General features: G+C 64.1%; 14 protein-coding genes and 1 other annotated feature. All 14 genes read left to right on the top strand.

Annotated elements, in window-relative coordinates:
* Window positions 1–79: 79 nt before the first annotated feature.
* The 14 genes from Q8K99_01835 (at window position 80) to Q8K99_01770 (ending at window position 18,186) form a co-directional block, all read left to right on the top strand.
* The gene (locus Q8K99_01835; protein MDP2181296.1) at window positions 80–817 is read left to right on the top strand and encodes an RHS repeat-associated core domain-containing protein; all 738 of its coding nucleotides are present in this window, start codon (window positions 80–82) and stop codon (window positions 815–817) included.
* A gap of 753 nt (window positions 818–1,570) precedes the next feature.
* Window positions 1,571–1,861, top strand: a binding site (T-box leader).
* 127 nt (window positions 1,862–1,988) lie between these two features.
* A complete protein-coding gene (ilvD, locus tag Q8K99_01830; protein MDP2181295.1) occupies window positions 1,989–3,647 on the top strand; it encodes a dihydroxy-acid dehydratase in 1,659 nt (552 codons plus the stop codon).
* Complete coding sequence (gene ilvB, locus Q8K99_01825) at window positions 3,644–5,398, top strand: biosynthetic-type acetolactate synthase large subunit (protein ID MDP2181294.1); 1,755 nt, start codon at window positions 3,644–3,646, stop codon at window positions 5,396–5,398. Before ilvD ends, ilvB begins: the two co-directional genes overlap by 4 nt.
* Complete coding sequence (gene ilvN / locus Q8K99_01820) at window positions 5,399–5,884, top strand: acetolactate synthase small subunit (GenBank protein ID MDP2181293.1); 486 nt, start codon at window positions 5,399–5,401, stop codon at window positions 5,882–5,884.
* 8 nt (window positions 5,885–5,892) lie between these two features.
* Window positions 5,893–6,888: a ketol-acid reductoisomerase gene (ilvC, locus tag Q8K99_01815; GenBank protein ID MDP2181292.1), complete on the top strand. Its 996-nt coding sequence runs from the start codon at window positions 5,893–5,895 to the stop codon at window positions 6,886–6,888.
* 74 nt (window positions 6,889–6,962) lie between these two features.
* Window positions 6,963–8,114: an alanine--glyoxylate aminotransferase family protein gene (locus Q8K99_01810; protein ID MDP2181291.1), complete on the top strand. Its 1,152-nt coding sequence runs from the start codon at window positions 6,963–6,965 to the stop codon at window positions 8,112–8,114.
* Window positions 8,115–8,117: 3 nt separating this feature from the next.
* A complete protein-coding gene (serA, locus tag Q8K99_01805; protein ID MDP2181290.1) occupies window positions 8,118–9,698 on the top strand; it encodes a phosphoglycerate dehydrogenase in 1,581 nt (526 codons plus the stop codon).
* A gap of 76 nt (window positions 9,699–9,774) precedes the next feature.
* A complete protein-coding gene (locus Q8K99_01800) occupies window positions 9,775–11,319 on the top strand; it encodes a 2-isopropylmalate synthase (protein MDP2181289.1) in 1,545 nt (514 codons plus the stop codon).
* 63 nt (window positions 11,320–11,382) lie between these two features.
* Window positions 11,383–12,651, top strand: coding sequence for a 3-isopropylmalate dehydratase large subunit (gene leuC, locus Q8K99_01795; protein ID MDP2181288.1), 1,269 nt, complete (start codon window positions 11,383–11,385; stop codon window positions 12,649–12,651).
* A gap of 294 nt (window positions 12,652–12,945) precedes the next feature.
* Window positions 12,946–14,526, top strand: a complete 1,581-nt coding sequence (locus Q8K99_01790) for a hypothetical protein (GenBank protein ID MDP2181287.1) — start codon at window positions 12,946–12,948, stop codon at window positions 14,524–14,526.
* 176 nt (window positions 14,527–14,702) lie between these two features.
* The gene (locus Q8K99_01785; protein MDP2181286.1) at window positions 14,703–15,404 is read left to right on the top strand and encodes a hypothetical protein; all 702 of its coding nucleotides are present in this window, start codon (window positions 14,703–14,705) and stop codon (window positions 15,402–15,404) included.
* Window positions 15,405–15,418: 14 nt separating this feature from the next.
* Entirely contained in the window at window positions 15,419–16,438 is a 1,020-nt protein-coding gene (locus Q8K99_01780; GenBank protein ID MDP2181285.1) for a hypothetical protein, read from the top strand.
* On the top strand, window positions 16,439–17,665 hold the full coding sequence (locus Q8K99_01775) for a cytochrome c3 family protein (GenBank protein ID MDP2181284.1): 1,227 nt from the start codon (window positions 16,439–16,441) through the stop codon (window positions 17,663–17,665).
* Between the two features lie 113 nt (window positions 17,666–17,778).
* Entirely contained in the window at window positions 17,779–18,186 is a 408-nt protein-coding gene (locus Q8K99_01770; GenBank protein ID MDP2181283.1) for a hypothetical protein, read from the top strand.
* Window position 18,187 lies beyond the last annotated feature (1 nt).

Below are 18,187 nucleotides of genomic sequence, written 5' to 3'. Positions count from 1 at the left end.
GCTGCGAGACTCGACCTCGGAGACCGTTCCGGCGGCGTTCCCGTCCTGGGGGCCGGGGGCCATCGGAGCTTCGTGCGAAGTGCCGGGCACGCGTGCCCGGCAAGGGGAGAGGGGTTCCAACGGTCCGGAGGCGACCGCGATCTCGCGCCAGCCGCTGCGCTACGCGAGCTACGCCTTCGACGAGCACTCGGGGCTCTACTACCTCTCGCAGCGCTACTACGACCCTGCTACCATGCAGTTCATCTCCAAGGACCCGGCACGGGCCGATCGCGAGGAGAGCGCGTACCAGTACTGCGCGGGCGAGCCGGTGGGGAAGGTGGATCCGAGCGGGGAGTACACCCAGGCATTGTGGGCGAGGTGGATTCCTTCCTACAAGATCCATTCCTGGGTGCTGAGGCAGGTGCTATATGCAATGGCCACTCAGTACGCGGCTTCGGCGGCAAGTAGCCGTCTCTGGGGATACTGCGCCACTCGTGTTCAAGCGACTGCCGTGACAAGGGCGGCGAGAGGACTCATCAACAAGGTGGGCACGGCCCTGTCGTGGGTTGGCGTTGTCGACCGTACATTCGCCAGAGTCTCGGACGCGTACTGCAAGCACCTAACCGGATGGAAGGCACGAAAGGCTCACGTTGGGCTGATGCTCTACCGTGAGACGACGATGAAGGCAACGTATCTTAAGGTTTCGGGTTGGGAGACGCGCAAGCTGTTCACCAACTCTGGATACCGCTGCACCTTTCAGTTCACCCGGCGCATTGCGACAGACAAGCAAGTCGTCAGTGCCGTGAAGACCTACACGTATGTACGGACCTGCCGATGACCCGTCTTCTCGACGCCATCTGGTGCCTGCTCGGACTTGTGGTCATGTGCGCCGCCGGGATACTGCGATATGTCGTTGTCGACTATCTGTCGGCGCCTTGGTCGCTGAGAAGCGGTGAACCTGAACTCGGAGTCAGTCTTGAGGCCGATTTGATGCGCCTCAATCCGTGTCTGCTCGACGAGCGGCGGGCCGCTGTCCTCTATCCGCGAATCGCCCGACAGGCAATCAAAGCCGTCTCGGCGAAGCGTGCCTCGAGCTACCGAGATTGTGAGACTGTGCTCAAGTCAGTATTCGAATCCGAGGGTTGCTCTTGGTCACCCCTGGTGATGAGGCGTGCAGCTCGAACACTGCGCGCATGGGATCGCCGAGTACACAGCCACCGACGCAAACATTGGACTGACCGTGATGGATCCCACGGCCAGGGGACTGCATGAGATCGTCCTTCCCAACCAATTGGTTCTGTGGTGACACGATGGTCGGATGAGTCGCGCGACCGTCACTGTCGTATGTCGCGCCCGACGAGAACGACAGCCCGTCCATGTTCACCTTGACCTGCGGCGGTAGCGAGCCGAAGCGGCTGACTCGGGATGATGATTGAGCGGCGCACAGGTGTGGTCGCTGGTTTGGAGATCCTGTCGTAGCAGAGTGGCGGTCGGCGGCCGACAGTTGCCGTGGCCCGACGCGCTCCGTTCAGTTTCTGCTGTTGTTGCCCGAGGTCGGGTGGCGTATACTCCCGTCCTACAACTGAGAACGCGAATGGCGTTGAAGGGGAGAAGTAGAGGCCAATCCTCGCTTCAGAGAGTCGGGAGAAGGTGGAAACCCGACGCAGGACGTCTCGAAACTGTCCCCCGAGCCACCCGGAAGAACGCAGTGACGACTTCACTCACGCGGATGACCTTCGCAGGGAGTCACGGCAAGTAGGCCGGGTCGGTGGCATCCGTTACCTGCCGTACGAGTGGATCTGCGGTTCTTGGGGCAGATGGATTCCAAGGAAACGCAGGTCAAGCGGGGTGGTACCGCGGGAGCAGTGCTCTCGTCCCGGCGAGGGACGACGCACGTGTCCGCGGTTCTTTTTCGTCCAACCTCGCACCACCCTCGGCCGGTTGACCGGTCGGGAAGCGCGGCTCGTGCGGCACCATCGGGGGCCACCTATGAGGGAAGGTGGATGATGCTGAGAAGCGAGCACATGAAGGCAGGGGTGTCCAAGGCGCCCCACCGCAGCCTGCTCAAGGCCAACGGGCTCACCGACGAGGAGATCTCGCGGCCCATAGTCGCCGTCGTCAACTCGGTCAACGACATCATTCCCGGCCACCTGATGCTCGACAAGATCGCCGACGCGGTCAAAGCCGGCATCTACATGGCTGGCGGGACCCCCCTCGAATTCGCGACCATCGGCATCTGCGACGGCATCGCCATGAACCACGCGGGCATGCGCTACTCGCTCGCGTCGCGCGAGGTCATCGCAGATAGCGTCGAACTCGCCATCCAGGCGCACGCCTTCGACGCGATGGTCATGATCCCCAACTGCGACAAGATCATCCCCGGCATGCTCATGGCAGCCGCCCGGCTCGACATCCCGACCGTCGTCGTGTCCGGCGGCCCGATGCTCGCCGGCCGCTTCCACGGCAAGGACGTCGACCTCGACACCGTGTTCAAAGCGGTCGGCGAGGTCAGCGCCGGGAAGATGGACGAGGCCGATCTCCGCGAGCTGGAGGACGCCGCCTGCCCGACCTGCGGCAGCTGCGCGGGACTCTTCACAGCCAACTCGATGAACTGTTTGACCGAGGCGATCGGCCTGGGACTTCCCGGCAACGGGACGATCCCCGCGGTCTACTCGGAGCGCATTCGGCTTGCGAAGCGCGCGGGCGCTGCCATCATGGAGTTGCTGGAGGCCGGGGTGACCGCGCGGCAGATCATGACGCCCGACGCCATCCGCAACGCGATGACGCTCGACATGGCCTTCGGCGGCTCCACAAACACGGTGCTGCACCTGATCGCCATCGCCCACGAGGCTGGCGCGGACATCACCCTCGATGATTGGGCCGCGATAAGCGATGTTACACCCAATCTGGTGCGTGTCTCGCCGTCATCCGACTACCACATGCAGGACCTCTACGCCGCGGGCGGTATCCCCGCGATCATGCACGAGCTCGACGCGGCCGGGCTGGTCAAGCGCGAAGCGCTGACCGTCGATGGCCGCACCATGGGCGAGATCGCTGACGGTGCGCGAAACACCGACACTGCAATGGTGCGTCCTGTGGCCGATGCCTATGCGGCCATCGGCGGTCTCGCCGTGCTGCGCGGCAACCTGGCGCCCGATGGCGCGGTCGTGAAGCGCTCCGCGGTGTCGGCAGAGATGCGCCAGCACGGCGGACCAGCGCGGGTGTTCGACTGCGAGGACGATGCGGTGACGGCAATCCTTGGCGGGAAGATCGAAGCGGGCGACGTCGTCGTGATCCGCTACGAAGGCCCGAAGGGCGGCCCCGGTATGCCGGAGATGCTCACGCCGACGAGCGCCATCAAGGGCATCGGCCTTGGCAATGCGGTCGCGCTCATCACCGACGGGCGCTTCAGCGGCGCCACGAGCGGCGCCTCGATCGGACACATCAGCCCGGAGGCCGCGAGCGGCGGGCCGATCGCGCTCGTGCACGAAGGCGACCGTGTATCGATCGACATCGACGCCGGGACTATCCAGCTTGAAGTCTCGGACGCGGAACTCGCCGCACGCCGTGAGGCGTGGACGGCTCACGAACCGCGCATCACAACCGGCTACATGGCGCGCTACGCACGGTTCGTCTCGAGCGCGGACAAAGGGGCGGTGGTTTCATGAGTGAGAGAATGACCGGAGCCGAAGCGCTTGTGCGCTCGTTGGAGGCAGAGGGCGTCGAAGTCGTCATGGGCTATCCCGGCGGAGTCGCGCTGCCGATCTTCGACGCACTGTACGACTCCAAGCAGATCCACACGGTGCTTCCCCGACATGAGCAAGCCGCCGTGCACGCCGCGGACGGCTACGCTCGCGTCACCGGCAAGGTGGGCGTCGCGCTCACCACGAGCGGCCCGGGTGCCACCAACACCGTCACGGGCATCGCGAACGCCTACATGGACTCGATCCCGCTCGTCGTGATGACCGCCCAGGTCGCGACCCACGTCATTGGCACGGATGCGTTCCAGGAGTCCGACATCACCGGGATCACACTGCCCATCACGAAGCACAACTACCTTGTGAAGGACCCGGCGGACATCCCCGAGGTCATCAAGGAAGCGTTCCACATCGCAGGCACGGGCCGGCCCGGCCCGGTGCTCATCGACTTGCCCGTCGATATCACGAAGGGCGAGCTCGACTTCGTTTACCCGGATTCCGTGAACCTGCCTGGCTACAAGCCGACCTTCAAGGGCCATGCCAAGCAGATCAAGCAGGCCGCGAACATGATCGCCAAGGCCCGCAAGCCGCTGCTCTACGTCGGTGGCGGCGTGATCGCGGCGGGCGCCTCGGCCGACATCAAGGAGCTCGCCGAGCTCATGCAGCTCCCCGTCACCACGACGATGATGGGCAAGGGCTGCTTCCCCGAGGACCATCACCTCTGGATCGGCATGCCCGGCATGCACGGCGCCAAGTACACGAAATACTCGATCACCGAGACCGACCTGCTCATCGCCGTTGGCGTGCGCTTCGACGACCGTGTGACCGGCAAGCTCTCGACATTCGCGAGCAAGGCCAAGGTCTTCCACGTCGATATCGACCCGGCCGAGATCGGCAAGAACAAGCTCGCGGACGTGCCGATCGTGGGCGATGCGAAGCACATCGTTGCGGCGATTGTCGCCGAGCTGCGCAAGATGGGCTCGGAGCCGCGCACCGATGCGTGGATGCGGGCGATCGACGACTGGCGCAAACGCTTCCCGCTGCACTATTCGACGGAGAGCGGCGATCTGATGCCGCAATACGTCGTGCAGCGGATCAGCGAGCTCACGAAGGACCGCGACACCGTGCTCACCACCGAGGTCGGCCAGAACCAGATGTGGGCGTGCCAGTTCTACACGCTGCGCAAGCCGCGCACATGGGTCTCCTCGGGAGGTCTCGGCACGATGGGCTTCGGCTTCCCCGCAGCCCTCGGCGCCCAGCTCGGCCGCCCCGACGCGCTCGTGGTCAACGTGGCCGGCGACGGTTCGATCCAGATGAACATCCAGGAGCTGGCCACGGCCAAACTGAATGGACTTCACGTCAAGAACGTCATCCTGAACAACGGCTACCTCGGCATGGTCCGCCAGTGGCAGGAGCTGTTCTACGAGCGCCGGTACGCGAGCTCCGTGCTCGACCGGGACGTGCCGGACTTCGTGAAGCTCGCCGAGGCCTACGGGTGCTTCGGCGCGCGGGTGAAGGATCCCGCCGAGCTCGACGACGTGCTCAAAGCCGCCTTCGAGTTCGATGGCCCGGCCATCGTGGACTGCCGCGTGGCCGAGGAGGAGTGCGTCTACCCGATGGTCGCTCCCGGTGGCTCGATCGACGAGATGCTGGGCGGCATCCCAGGCGGATCGGTATCCGAGATGCTCGACGACGAGCTGCTTGAGGAGGTGTGGGAGTAAATGAAGCACACACTCTCAGTGCTCGTTGAGAACAAGCCCGGCGTGCTCACGCGCGTCACGTCGCTGTTCGCCCGCCGCGGCTTCAACATCGACTCCTTGGCGGTCGGTATCACCGAGGACCCGACGCTGTCGCGCATAACGGTCGTGGTCAGCGCCGAGGACACGCCGATCGAACAGATCACGAAGCAGCTGCACAAGCTCATCAACGTGATCAAGATCCAGGACCTCGACCCGGGCGAGATGATCGACCGCGAGCTCGTGCTCTACAAGGTCAACGCACCGCCCGATCGCCGCCATGAGGTCATCGAGATCGCGAACCTGTTCCGGGCCAAGATCGTCGACGTCGGCAAGAACTGCCTCACGATCGAAGCTACCGGCTCCGGAGACAAGCTCACAGCGATGGAAGACCTGCTGCGCGCGTACGGCATCAAGGAACTGGCCAGGACCGGCAAGATCGCCCTCGCGAGGGGCTCGAAGGAAAGCTAGGAGGAGACATGGCCACCATGTACTACGAGAGCGACTGCGACCTGTCGCTCATCAAGGACCGCAAGATCGCAGTCATCGGCTACGGTTCGCAGGGTCACGCTCACTCGCTCAACCTGCACGACTCCGGTTGCGACGTGCGTGTCGGTCTGCGAGCTGACTCGAAGAGCTGGGACAAGGTCAAGGAAGACGGCCTCAAGGTGATGACGGTCCGGGAGGCCGCTGCCGAGGCCGACATCGTTATGATCCTTGCTCCCGATGAGCTGCAGGCCCACATCTACTACAGCGAGATCCACGAGTCGATGAGCGCGGGCAAGGTCCTCGCCTTCGCCCACGGCTTCAACATCCACTTCGACCAGATCGACCCGCCGGAAGGCGTCGACGTGATCATGATCGCGCCGAAGGGCCCCGGCCACATGGTCCGCCGCGTCTACACCGAGGGCTCCGGCGTCCCGTGCCTCATCGCCGTCTACCGTGACGCCTCCGGCTCCGCGCGCGAGATCGCTCTCGCCTGGGCGCTTGGCATCGGTGGCGCGCGTGCAGGCGTCATCGAGACCACCTTCGCCGAGGAGACCGAGACCGACCTCTTTGGCGAGCAGGTCGTGCTGTGCGGTGGGCTCACCGAGCTCGTGAAGGCCGGCTTTGAGACGCTCGTCGAGGCTGGCTACCAGCCTGAGATCGCGTACTTCGAGTGTATGCACGAGGTCAAGCTCATCGTCGACCTCATGTACGAGGGCGGCATGGCCAAGATGTTCGACTCGATCAGCAACACGGCCGAGTACGGGGCGTATGTCACAGGTCCGAAGATCGTGACCGACGATACCCGCGAGGCGATGGCGCAGGCCCTCTGGGAGATCCAGAACGGCTCGTTCGCACGCGACTTCATCCTCGAGAACAAGGCCGGATCGCCGCATTTCAAGGCGACGCGTCGCATCGGTGCCGAGCACCTCATCGAGGACGTCGGTGGCGAGCTGCGCAACATGTTCGCCTGGCTCAAGAAGGACTAGCGACCCGGCGAGTGAGGACATGAGCCGCCGGAGCCGGACGGCGGCGCAGGAATCGTGAACAGGGAGAGAGCACGATGCAGAAGAAGTACCTTATGACACCGGGGCCGACGCCGGTCCCCGCCGAGGTCCTGCTTGCGCAGGCACGGCCAATGATCCACCACAGGACACCGGACTTCTCCGCCACGCTCATGGAAGCGGTCGCGGGTCTGCAGTACGTGTTCCAAACAGCCGGCGACGTGCTCGTCATGGCATGCTCGGGTACCGGTGTCATGGAGTCAGCGATCGCGAACTGCTTCTGCGCCGGTGACACGGTCATCGTGACGCGCAACGGCAAGTTCGGCGACCGCATGAAGCAGCTTTCGGACGCCTACGGGCTCAATGTCATCGACCTGCAGTACGAGTGGACCCAGGTCGTGAACCCCGCTGACGTGAAGGCTCAGCTCGAAGCGAACCCCGGCGTACGCGGCGTGATCGTGACGCAGTCGGAGACTTCTTCAGGAGTCCTGAGCGACGTGAAGGCCATAGGCCAGATCGTGCGCGCCTATCCCGAGTGCGTTCTCATCATCGACTCGATCACCGGCATCGGCGCGGTTGACTGCAAGACCGATGAGTGGGGGCTCGACGTGGTGATGACCGGTTCCCAGAAGGGGCTCATGCTTCCGCCGGGTCTGGCCGCCGTCACTGTCTCGCAGAAGGCGTGGGAAGCGTACAACCGTTCCACGCTGCCGAAGTTCTACTTCGATTGGGGTCGCTACAAGAAGTCCTTGGCCAAGGACACTACGCCGTTCACGCCCGCAGTCTCGCTCATCATCGGCCTGAACGAGTCGCTGAAGATGATCCGCGAGGAAGGCATCGAGAACACTATCGCACGCCACAGCATGCTGGCCGAGGCGACTCGCAAGGGCTGCGAAGCGCTCGGGCTGACGCTCTTCGCCCCGCCGGAGGGTCGCGGCAGCGCGGTGACGCCGGTGTGGGTGCCCGAGGGTGTCGACGGCAAGGCCATCGTGAAGATCATGAAGGACAAGCATGGGGTGACGATCGCGGGCGGGCAGGACGATTACGCCGGACGCATCTTCCGCATCGGTCACCTGGGCTACTTCGGCCCGTTCGACATCATCACAACGCTCGCGGCGCTCGAGATGACCCTGGCTGAGCTGGGATATGGTTTCGAGCCGGCTGCCGGCATCAAGGCTGCCGAGTCCGTCTTCATGAGAACGAGGGGGTAGCACATGAAGGTCCTGGTTGCAGAGAAGATCGCCGCATCCGGTATCGAGATGCTCAAAGGGGAGTTCGAGGTCGACGTCAAGACGGACCTCACTCCCGAGCAGCTGGTCGCGGAGATTGGGGTCTACGACGCGTTGATCGTGCGGTCGGCCACCAAGGCCACTCGCGAGGTCATCGAGGCTGGCGTGAACCTCAAGATCATCGGCCGCGCGGGCGTTGGTGTCGACAACGTCGACGTCCAGGCTGCCACCGAGCGCGGCATCATCGTCTGCAACGCGCCGACGTCGAACATCGTGTCGGCCGCGGAGCAGACGATCGCTCTCATGCTGGCGCAGGCGCGCAGCATCCCGCAGGCGAATGCCTCCATGAAGGAGGGCAAGTGGGAGCGTTCCAAGTTCACCGGCACCGAGGTCTACGAGAAGACGCTCGCCGTGTTCGGTCTGGGGCGCATCGGGTCGCTTGTCGTGGAGCGTGCACGAGGACTCGGCATGAAGATCGTCGGCTTCGACCCCTACATCACGCCCGACAGGGCGGCTGCTATGGGCGTTGAGCTGTACGGCAGCGTTGATGACCTCCTGCCGCTCGCCGACTTCATCACGGTGCATCTTCCCAAGACCAAGGAGACCATCGGGATGTTCGGCGCGGAGCAGTTCGCCAAGATGAAGGACGGCGTTCGCCTCATCAACACTGCCCGTGGCGGCATATACCAGATGGAAGCACTCGCCGACGCGTTGCGTAGCGGGAAGGTCGCCTCGGCGGGCATCGACGTCTTCGAGGTCGAGCCATGCACGGATTCGCCGCTCATCGAGTTTCCCAACGTCGTGCTGACACCGCACCTCGGAGCGTCAACCGAAGAGGCGCAGGATCGGGCCGGTGAGCAGATCGCCGACTTCGTCGCGGCAGGGTTGCGAGGCGAGATGGTGCCCACGGCGGTCAACATCGCCCCGGTCGCTCCCGACGTGTACGAGAAGGTCGGGCCCTACATCCAGCTCGCCGAGAACCTGGGCAAACTGATGGCACAGACGGCTCGCGGCGGGATCGAGTCGCTCAACATCAGCTTCATCGGCGGGCTCGCTGAGGTGGACACGCGGATTCTGAAGACGGCGGTCCTGAAAGGGCTTCTCACGGTCGCCAGCGCCGAGTCGATAAACTTCGTCAACGCCGACTACTACGCCGAGCAGCGCGGTATCCAGGTCAGCGAGACCAAGCGGGCGGAGACGCACGACTACGTCTCACTCATCACCGTGAAGTCCGCGACTCCCACCGGTCCCGTAGCCGCCGGGGCCACGCTCGTGGGCAAGCGTGACGAGCCACGGCTTGTCTCGCTCTACCAACACGACATCGACATGACGCCGAGCCAGTTCATGGCGTTCTTCATCTACGATGACCGTCCCGGCATGATCGGCAAGGTCGGCACGCTCCTTGGCGCACACGAAATCAACATCGCGTCGATGCAGGTCGGCCGCACGACGGTCGGAGGCGAGGCGCTCATGGGCATCAACATCGACACGCCTGTCCCTGCGGAGTTGCTCGAGCAGATCGTAGGCGAAGCGGGCATCAACGACGCGTGGAGTGTCGAGCTATAGGTCCCTCGTTCTCGCGATGGCGTGGTCCCGCACTAGCGGGAGGCCACGAGGCGACTTCGGGTGAGGAGACACGACGGTGAGCACTGACAGGGTCTACATATTCGATACGACGTTGCGAGACGGCGAGCAGTCGCCGGGCGCCTCGATGAACACCGATGAGAAGCTCGAGATCGCGCGGCAGCTCGTGCGCCTGGGCGTTGACGTGATCGAAGCGGGCTTCCCGATATCGAGCCCTGGCGACTTCGAGAGCGTTTCTCGCATCGGCACCGAGGTCGGCGACGCGTGCGTGGTATGCGCTCTCTCGCGAGCGATTCCCGCCGACATCGAAAGCGCAGCCAGCGCGCTCAAGACCGCCGCTCGCCCGCGCATCCACACGGGCATCGGCGTGTCCGAGTCGCACCTGCGCGACAAGTTGCGCATCAGTGGCGACGAGGCGCTAGAGCGCGGAGTCGCCGCGGTTCGCCTCGCGCGTACGTTCGTCGAGGACGTCGAGTTCTATGCCGAGGACGCTGGGCGCGCAGAGCCGGAGTTCCTGCACCGCATGATCCAGGCGGTCATCGCCGCCGGTGCGACGGTGGTGAACATTCCGGACACGACCGGCTACGCGTATCCGGAGCGCTTCGGCGCGCTGATCTCCGGACTCGTAGAGCATGTGGACGGAATCGAGAACGTGACCGTCTCGGTGCACTGCCACAACGACCTCGGGATGGCGACAGCGAACGCGCTCGCGGGTGTACTTGCAGGTGCGCGGCAGATCGAGTGCACCGTCAACGGGCTCGGCGAGCGCGCGGGCAACACGGCCATGGAAGAAGTCGTCATGGCGCTGCACCAGCGCCGCGACATCTTCGGGGTCGACGTAGGTGTCAACACTCGCGAGATCATGCGGACCTCGCGGCTCGTATCCAGCATCACCGGCATCAACGTCCAGCCGAACAAGGCGATCGTGGGCGCGAACGCGTTCGCTCACTCCTCGGGAATCCATCAGGACGGCGTGCTCAAGGAGCGTTCGACCTACGAGATCATCGACCCGGCCGACGTAGGGGTCGGGGGCTCGAGCATCGTGCTCTCTGCACGTAGCGGTCGCCATGCGCTGCGTCACCGGCTGGAGGAGCTCGGTTTCGTGCTGGCCGACGCCGAGTTCGAGCCGGTCTACGAGGCATTTCTGGAGCTGGCCGACAAGAAGAAGGAGGTCTACGACGAGGACCTCGAGGCGCTCGTGGGCGAGCAGGAGCGCACGTTGCGCGAGATCTATCACCTCGAGACGGTGCACGTGATGTGCGGTGAGCCGGGCATTCCGACCGCGACCGTCGAGCTCGTGGACCGCGACGGCAACCACCTCGTCGACTCGAGTCACGGCACCGGTCCCGTCGACGCGGTCTACAAGGCCATCAACCGAATGATCGATGTGGACAACGATCTCACGGAGTTCTCGGTCAAGGCCGTCACCCGTGGCATCGATGCCCTCGGCGAAGTCACCATTCGGGTGCGGAGCGGCGATGACCGCGTGTTCACCGGTCGGGGCGCGCACTCGGACATCATCGTCGCCTCGGCGAAGGCCTACACCAACGCACTGAACCGGCTGCTCGTCAGCCAGACGAAGACCGTTGCCGAAGAGCTGTAAGTCAGGTTCGCGTCCCGGCCTTGCGACAACGCATGGGCGGTCAGCACATAAGGAGTCGCGCAGATGCCTCGACCTATGACGATCACCGAGAAGATCCTGGCCGCGCACGCCGGGCTGGACGAGGTCGAGCCCGGCCAGCTCATCAACTGCCGGCTCGATATCGTGCTCGCAAATGACGTCACCGCGCCTATCGCCATCAAGGAGTTCCGCAAGATCGGCGTCGACAAGGTCTGGGACGCATCGCGTGTCGCGCTCGTGCCAGATCACTACACGCCGAACAAGGACATCAAGAGCGCCGAACAGGCCAAGATGATGCGCGACTTCGCCCGCGAGCAGGACATCACGCACTACTGGGAGGTCGGCTGCATGGGTGTGGAGCATGCGCTGCTGCCCGAGCAGGGTGTCGTCGTCTCCGGTGACGTCATCATCGGCGCGGACTCGCACACGTGCACCTACGGCGCACTCGGCGCGTTCGGTACGGGTGTGGGCTCGACCGATGCCGCCGCCGGCATGGCGACCGGCGAAGCCTGGTTCAAGGTGCCCGCGTCTCTCAAGTTCGAGATCAACGGCGAGCTCGGGCCCTGGGTCTCCGCCAAGGACATCATCCTGCACATCATCGGCATGATCGGTGTGGACGGAGCGCTGTACCAGGCCATGGAGTTCACGGGCGACACGATCCGCGCGCTCGACATGGACGGCCGCATGACCATCTGCAACATGGCCATAGAGGCCGGCGGCAAGAGCGGCATCATCGCCTTCGATGGCGTGACCGCCGACTACGTCGGGGTGCGAGCGCAGCGCCAGTGGGAGGTCCACCAGTCCGATCCCGACGCGGTCTATGCGCAGGTCTTCGAGATCGACGCTGCCAGCATCAAGCCCACCGTGGCCTTCCCGCATCTGCCGTCGAACACCAGACCTGCCGAAGACGCCCGCGACATCACCGTCGACCAGGTCGTCATCGGATCTTGCACGAACGGCCGGTTGGAGGACCTGCGTGTGGCTGCGGAGGTTCTCAAGGGTCGCCGCGTCCACGAGGGCGTGCGCCTGATCGTGATCCCCGCGACCCAGAGCATCTATCGCGAGGCGATGCACGAGGGGCTGTTTGACATCTTCCTTGACGCGGGCGCGGCGATCTCCACGCCCACCTGCGGTCCATGCCTCGGCGGGCACATGGGCATCCTCGCGGCGGGCGAACGCGCGGTCGCTACGACCAATCGCAACTTCGTCGGCCGCATGGGCGATCCCACGAGCGAGGTCTATCTCGCATCACCCGCTGTGGCCGCTGCAACGGCGGTGGCGGGGCACATCGCGCTTCCATCCGATCTGCCGTAGGGGAACACTTCGCGCAGGTTAATACGCTGCAAGAATCGACGCGAGAAGACCGGACCGGAGCACGGCGCCCCGGTCTTTCTTGTGCGCCGGTGTTAAGAAACCCAAAGAAGATTGAGATTTCTTTCACATCGCCGCACGTTGGGCCTGAATCTTGCTTAAAGGGTTGTGGAGATTCTGCGAAGAGCGACCCACCGGGGACGAAACGCAAGTAGTCGCAGGTCTCCGTGACAAGGAAGGAGGTGCACAGACATGTCACTCATAATCGCAAACAGAACTCACAAAGGAGGTAGAGACGTGAAGAAGGCTCTCTTGATCGGCCTTGTCGCTACGTTTGTCTTTGCGTTCGCCGCGACGGCTTTCGCAGTCGCACCGAGCGTCATCGACCCGGCCACTGGTGCTTCTGCCTGGAGCTACCAGGACCTGCATGACGCTGGCGCCAAGTATGAAGGCGGTTATGCCGCGTTCGACAACTCTGGCGAGACCACGTACTCGGTCAACCCGCACGGCGGATACAACACCACGACCAACAAGTGCAAGGTGTGTCACGCCGTTCACCGGGCAGAGGGTGCGTACTATCTGCTCCGCGCCGATAGCCAGGACGACGCATGCTCGTACTGCCACATCGGCTCCGCTCACTCAACGAAGATTGTCTACGACCTGAACGTTGATGGCATCTACACCATGAACGGTCACACGATCGGCGCCCAGGCGCAGATCCCGGATTCGACAATCCTTCAGGAGGCTCAGGCGGTAGTGCTCTCGACGACGGACGCTAACGGCGACCCCGTCACCGAGACGATCCACGTTCGTGGTTACGACTCCGAGAAGAACGAGATGTTCCGCTTCGCCCGTCACCACGGCCAGGCCGCGGTGTCCTTCAACGCTCCTGCCGGCTTCGCAGGTGGGGTCAACTCTTCCTCTCGTAATGGCTACCAGCGGATCGGTCCGCTGGCCCTTCGCTGCATGAGCTGCCACCAGCCGCACAACGCCGTCAACGAAGTATGGCGTCCGCGCGTCTTCGGCACGTTCACGAGTGCTACCTACGCCACGGCCGTCGATGGCGCGTTCGATCCGGACGGCTACAAGCTGCTCCGCCGTTCGCCTTCCGCGACGGTCATCGGCAACCCGTACTTCACGAGCGCTAGCGATCCCACCGAGTACTGGGGCGCCAACCAGGTCGTGAAGGCCATCGAAGACAGTGCCACTTCGGGCGTGAACTTCAGCCAGGAGGAGTCCGGCGAGAAGACCTATGTGGAGAACGGCGTTACCCGCTCTCAGCCGGTATGGATCGCTCAGGACATCCACGCCGAGGGTTCTGGCGCGGACACCGGCATCTACCGCTACCCGAACAAGGTCAACACCATGGCCGTGTCCTGGTGGTGCGCCGACTGCCACAACCTCAACATCGGTGGATGGGAGCCGCTCACGGATCCCGAACTCGGCTTCAAGGCTCACACCGAGCGCACCCACCCGGCTCCGTTCTATGGTGCCTACACCGGTCCGGGCCAGTGCTACAGCTGCCACCGCAACAACCTTGCACCGCAGATGGGCCTCGCTGCAGCAAGCGACCCGACCTCCTCGACCATCGGTGGCGTTGCACGTCGCGCCGCCATGTACGTTGGTCGTGAGTCCTGCACGCAGTGCCACTACGGCACGTCGGACTACTACCAGGAGCGCACCTCGACATACGCCGAGAAGCTCGACTTCCCGCACTCTGGTGCCGCTACCGACATCAAGCTGCTGGGTTCGTACAACGTCAGCAACACTAGCGCGACCGGTGGCTGGACCCCGCGGTACAACGCGGCGACCATCACCCCCACGACCCTCGACCAGGTCTGCCTCCGCTGCCACCCCGGCATCGGCGTCAACCACTAGTCTTGATCGAGTGAGCTTCTGGCTCAAACGAGGCAGGGTCCCTCTCCGGAGGGGCTCTGCCTCATCTTCTTCGGGTCCATAACAGCAGGTTATGTGGGGTTTGTGTGCCCTGGCGAGGTGGAACGTCCCTTGCTATAAGATGAGCGAGATGGACAGTGATCTTCGGAGACCTTCAGATGCAGGACGAGACAGTACAGCCAGAACCGGCGCGATCCACGGCCGCCACACCTGAGTCCCCCCGTGATCCGCTGCGCACCGACCGGCGAGTGCTGAGATGGCTCGGTGTCGCGGTGCTGCTTGCGTTGGCGGTGGCCGTTCTCGTGAACTGGTACGCGCTTCGCGATCGCCCAGGGCAGTTCGCTGCGAACCCGACCCGGCAGGTAGCCGTTTCGGACGGTCTGGCTCTGAACTTCGACGTTGACGCGGCCGCCGTTGATCTGCTGCCGTCGAGCATCATCTCCTACGAGACCATTACCCGGCAGCCCGTTCCCGGACGGGGCAATCAGGCCGCGGAGGCTATCTACGTAACGCTGAACATGGACATCGAGATCCAGGTCCCGATATCGGTGTACGCCCGCGTTGAGACGTATCCGTCCTCGGCGGAGGCCCAGAGCAAGCTCGACGAGCGCATGGCAGAGTTCACGGTCCGTCCCGAGACACTCCTTGTGGGGGTGAAGACCGTCGAAGCCGGATTCAGGGCTGACGAAGGCGCATGGGCGGCCGGGTGGACGACGGGATCCAGCTACGTGTTCGTGCGCTCCGCATTCAAGGACAAGATCCCGGCCACCAAGCGGGACTTCCTTCACAACCTGGGACTGCCTGCAGTCGAGGGCATCGAGAAGTTCCAGCGCACGGGAGAACAAGGGCTGTCGTTCTGAAAGGTCCGACGATCTTGATAACAAGTGAGGCCAATGGGTTGAGCGGCCCCGAGTTGCGCGCCGCGCGGGCCAGCCGTGTCTGGTACATGGTGGTTGGCGTCGTCCTCGCGATTGTCGCCGTCTCACTGCTCGTGAGCGCAGCCGCGGTTAGCCCGACATACTGCGGACTATGCCACGGGTCGGCGCGATCCGCACTGTCGGAGAGCGAACACACGTCGCTGGCCTGCGACAGATGCCATGTAGAGCCGGGCGTCTATGGGCTCATCGAGAGCCGGCTCTCCGTCGTTTCGATGCTTCCGGCCGCGGTCACTCCCGGACGCGGCCAGATCGCAACCTACGTCTCCAATGATGTCTGCCTTGAGTGCCACGTGGACGTTCTGACCACGGTTTCGGCGACGGCCGGAATCCGCATGAGTCATGCCGAGGTGGAGGAGGCAAAGTGGTCGTGCACCCGGTGTCATGCCGGCACGGCGCACGGTCGCGAGGACGTAGCACCTCTCGGTTCCTACACGATGGGAGACTGCCTCCAGTGTCACAACTCGAACCCCGGTCAGACCGAGGGTTGCGCGACGTGTCATGTGGCGGGAGCTCCCGGACAGGGCGAGGATCGGGCGATCACACCCTGGCGCGTGACACATGGAGCCAACTGGGAAAGCGCGCACGGCATGGGAGATCTTGACACGTGCAAGGCATGTCACCGTCCGGACTACTGTGTACGCTGCCACCAGATGGCGATTCCTCATGCGCCGACGTTCAAGAAGACGCATGGCAAGTTCGTGGCAGGCGATGAGGCCCTTCGCACGTCTTGCCAGGTCTGCCACAAGGGCCGTGTTTGCGACGACTGTCACGGGCTGCCTATGCCTCACCCGGACGGCTTCCTCCAGGCCCACTCCAAGAGCGTGACCGAGGATGGCTCCGAGGTGTGCGACAGGTGTCATGCCACGAGCTCATGCGATGAGTGTCACACGCGGCACGCGCACCCTGGCCTGAAGCCCGACTACATCGAGCAACTACGCGACAGGCCGGTGAGCTAGATGCGCCTGTCCGAGGTCATCGCGCGTTTGAGAGACGGCCTGATCGCCGGCGGCGGATCCGGTCAGCTTATGCTACTGCTGGTCATCGTCGCGGTCGTGCTGGCAACGGTCGGTGTGGTCCTGTGGCTCGCGCAGCGGAACACACCAAGCGGCAAGCTGAGGTCGCTTCTCCAGGATCGCGCTCAGACCGCGGTCGTGACGGGCGATGACGCGACGGTCTGGGTGGCCAGGATATCCGTGCCGCTGATCCTCTTGGCTGCGGTCTTCGCGGCGAACGTCTACATGGCGCGTCCGGCCACCTGCGCCCAGTGTCATGGCGGGAGTGTATACAGCGACTCGCTGGGCGAGACGGCGCATGCGGCAGTCGCGTGCATGCGATGCCACACTCCGGCAGGGGCTCTCGGAACGGTGCGGCAGAACGTCACCTACGTGCGATGGCTCGCAACCTACGGGATCACCAAGAGCGAGCCCGAGCCTGATCCGGGCAGCGTTGACTCCGGTGCCTGCTTGCGCTGCCACGGACAGGTGCGCTCCGGGGTTATCGAGTCGCGGGGCATTCGCATGCGCCACAGCGATGTCCTTGAGACCGGCGCGGCCTGTCGAGACTGCCACAACTCCGTGTCCCATCCCGGTGTCGCGATCGAGCCGTCCAAGCCATCGATGGACTACTGCGTGACGTGCCATGACGGCTCACGGGCGCCCTCGGATTGCGAGACCTGCCACATCAAGGACAGCGCGCTGCGCCCGGACACCGGCAGGGGCTACAGCAAGCTCAAAGTCTCGAGCGCCTGGGACGTGTGCTATCGCTGCCACAACGAGAAGCCCTGTCTGAGCTGCCACGGTGTCCGCATGCCTCATCCCCCCGGGTGGTCTCCGGACGAGCCCGGAGGCGGCGGTCTCGGCCATGCTCGCGATGGGTTCGTGAAGCGCGATGTCTGCTGGCGTTGCCACTTCGCCGAGGGCAAGCCCTTCCAGCCGGCCGATGAGGCGTGCTCGTGCCACGGGCTCTTCGGTACGGTGCACGGTGGAGAAGTGTGGGTCCGGGAGCACGGGCTCGAGGCATCGGGCCAGCGCAGCGGTGTCAACGCGGCATGCTTCTCGTGTCACACGCAGACGCTTTGCGACTCCTGTCATCCGCCGTCGTACCGGGAGCGCTATGCCCCGAATCCACTGGCGCCCGCAACCCCCGGGTACGAGGCGCCCGCAGACCCGCTCCTCGACTATTAGGGATGCGGGCCTCTTGGTACGAGATTTGTTGTTAGACCTGTGGTCGCTTGACTTAACAGCGGATTAATCCGCTGGTAGACCAGCAGACCGCTCAAGACGGAGGAAAAGGCCACATGCGAAGAATCTACATTGTGCTCGTTGCCCTGATGGTCGTGTTCGGAGCAGGCGCCGCCTACCTCGTGGTGAGGCCGGAGGCCGTCAAGGAGCTTCGCGGAACCACGGCGATCACCGACGAGAAGCTGATGAACGATACCGCCCGCGTGTTCGTCCGCAACCCCTACAAGGACGACTACGGTGTGGCCCGCATCCCCGGCTATGTTGACAACCTTGGTGCCCAAGACATCGCCTCTGTTTCGCTCGAGATCCAGCTGTACGAGAAAGAGGACAAGCGCGAACTCGTGAAGTACGAGGTTCGCGGCGTCCCCGGGGGCACGCGCAAGAGCTTCGATGCCAATGCGGGCACTCTTGGCGATGCGCGTACCGCAACCGTCAAGATCGTGGGACTTGAGGTGTATAAGTAGC

It is taken from the genome of Actinomycetota bacterium (genome assembly GCA_030682655.1).
Lineage (GTDB): Bacteria > Actinomycetota > Coriobacteriia > Anaerosomatales > JAUXNU01 > JAUXNU01.
This window is presented reverse-complemented; position numbering and strand designations above follow the sequence as displayed.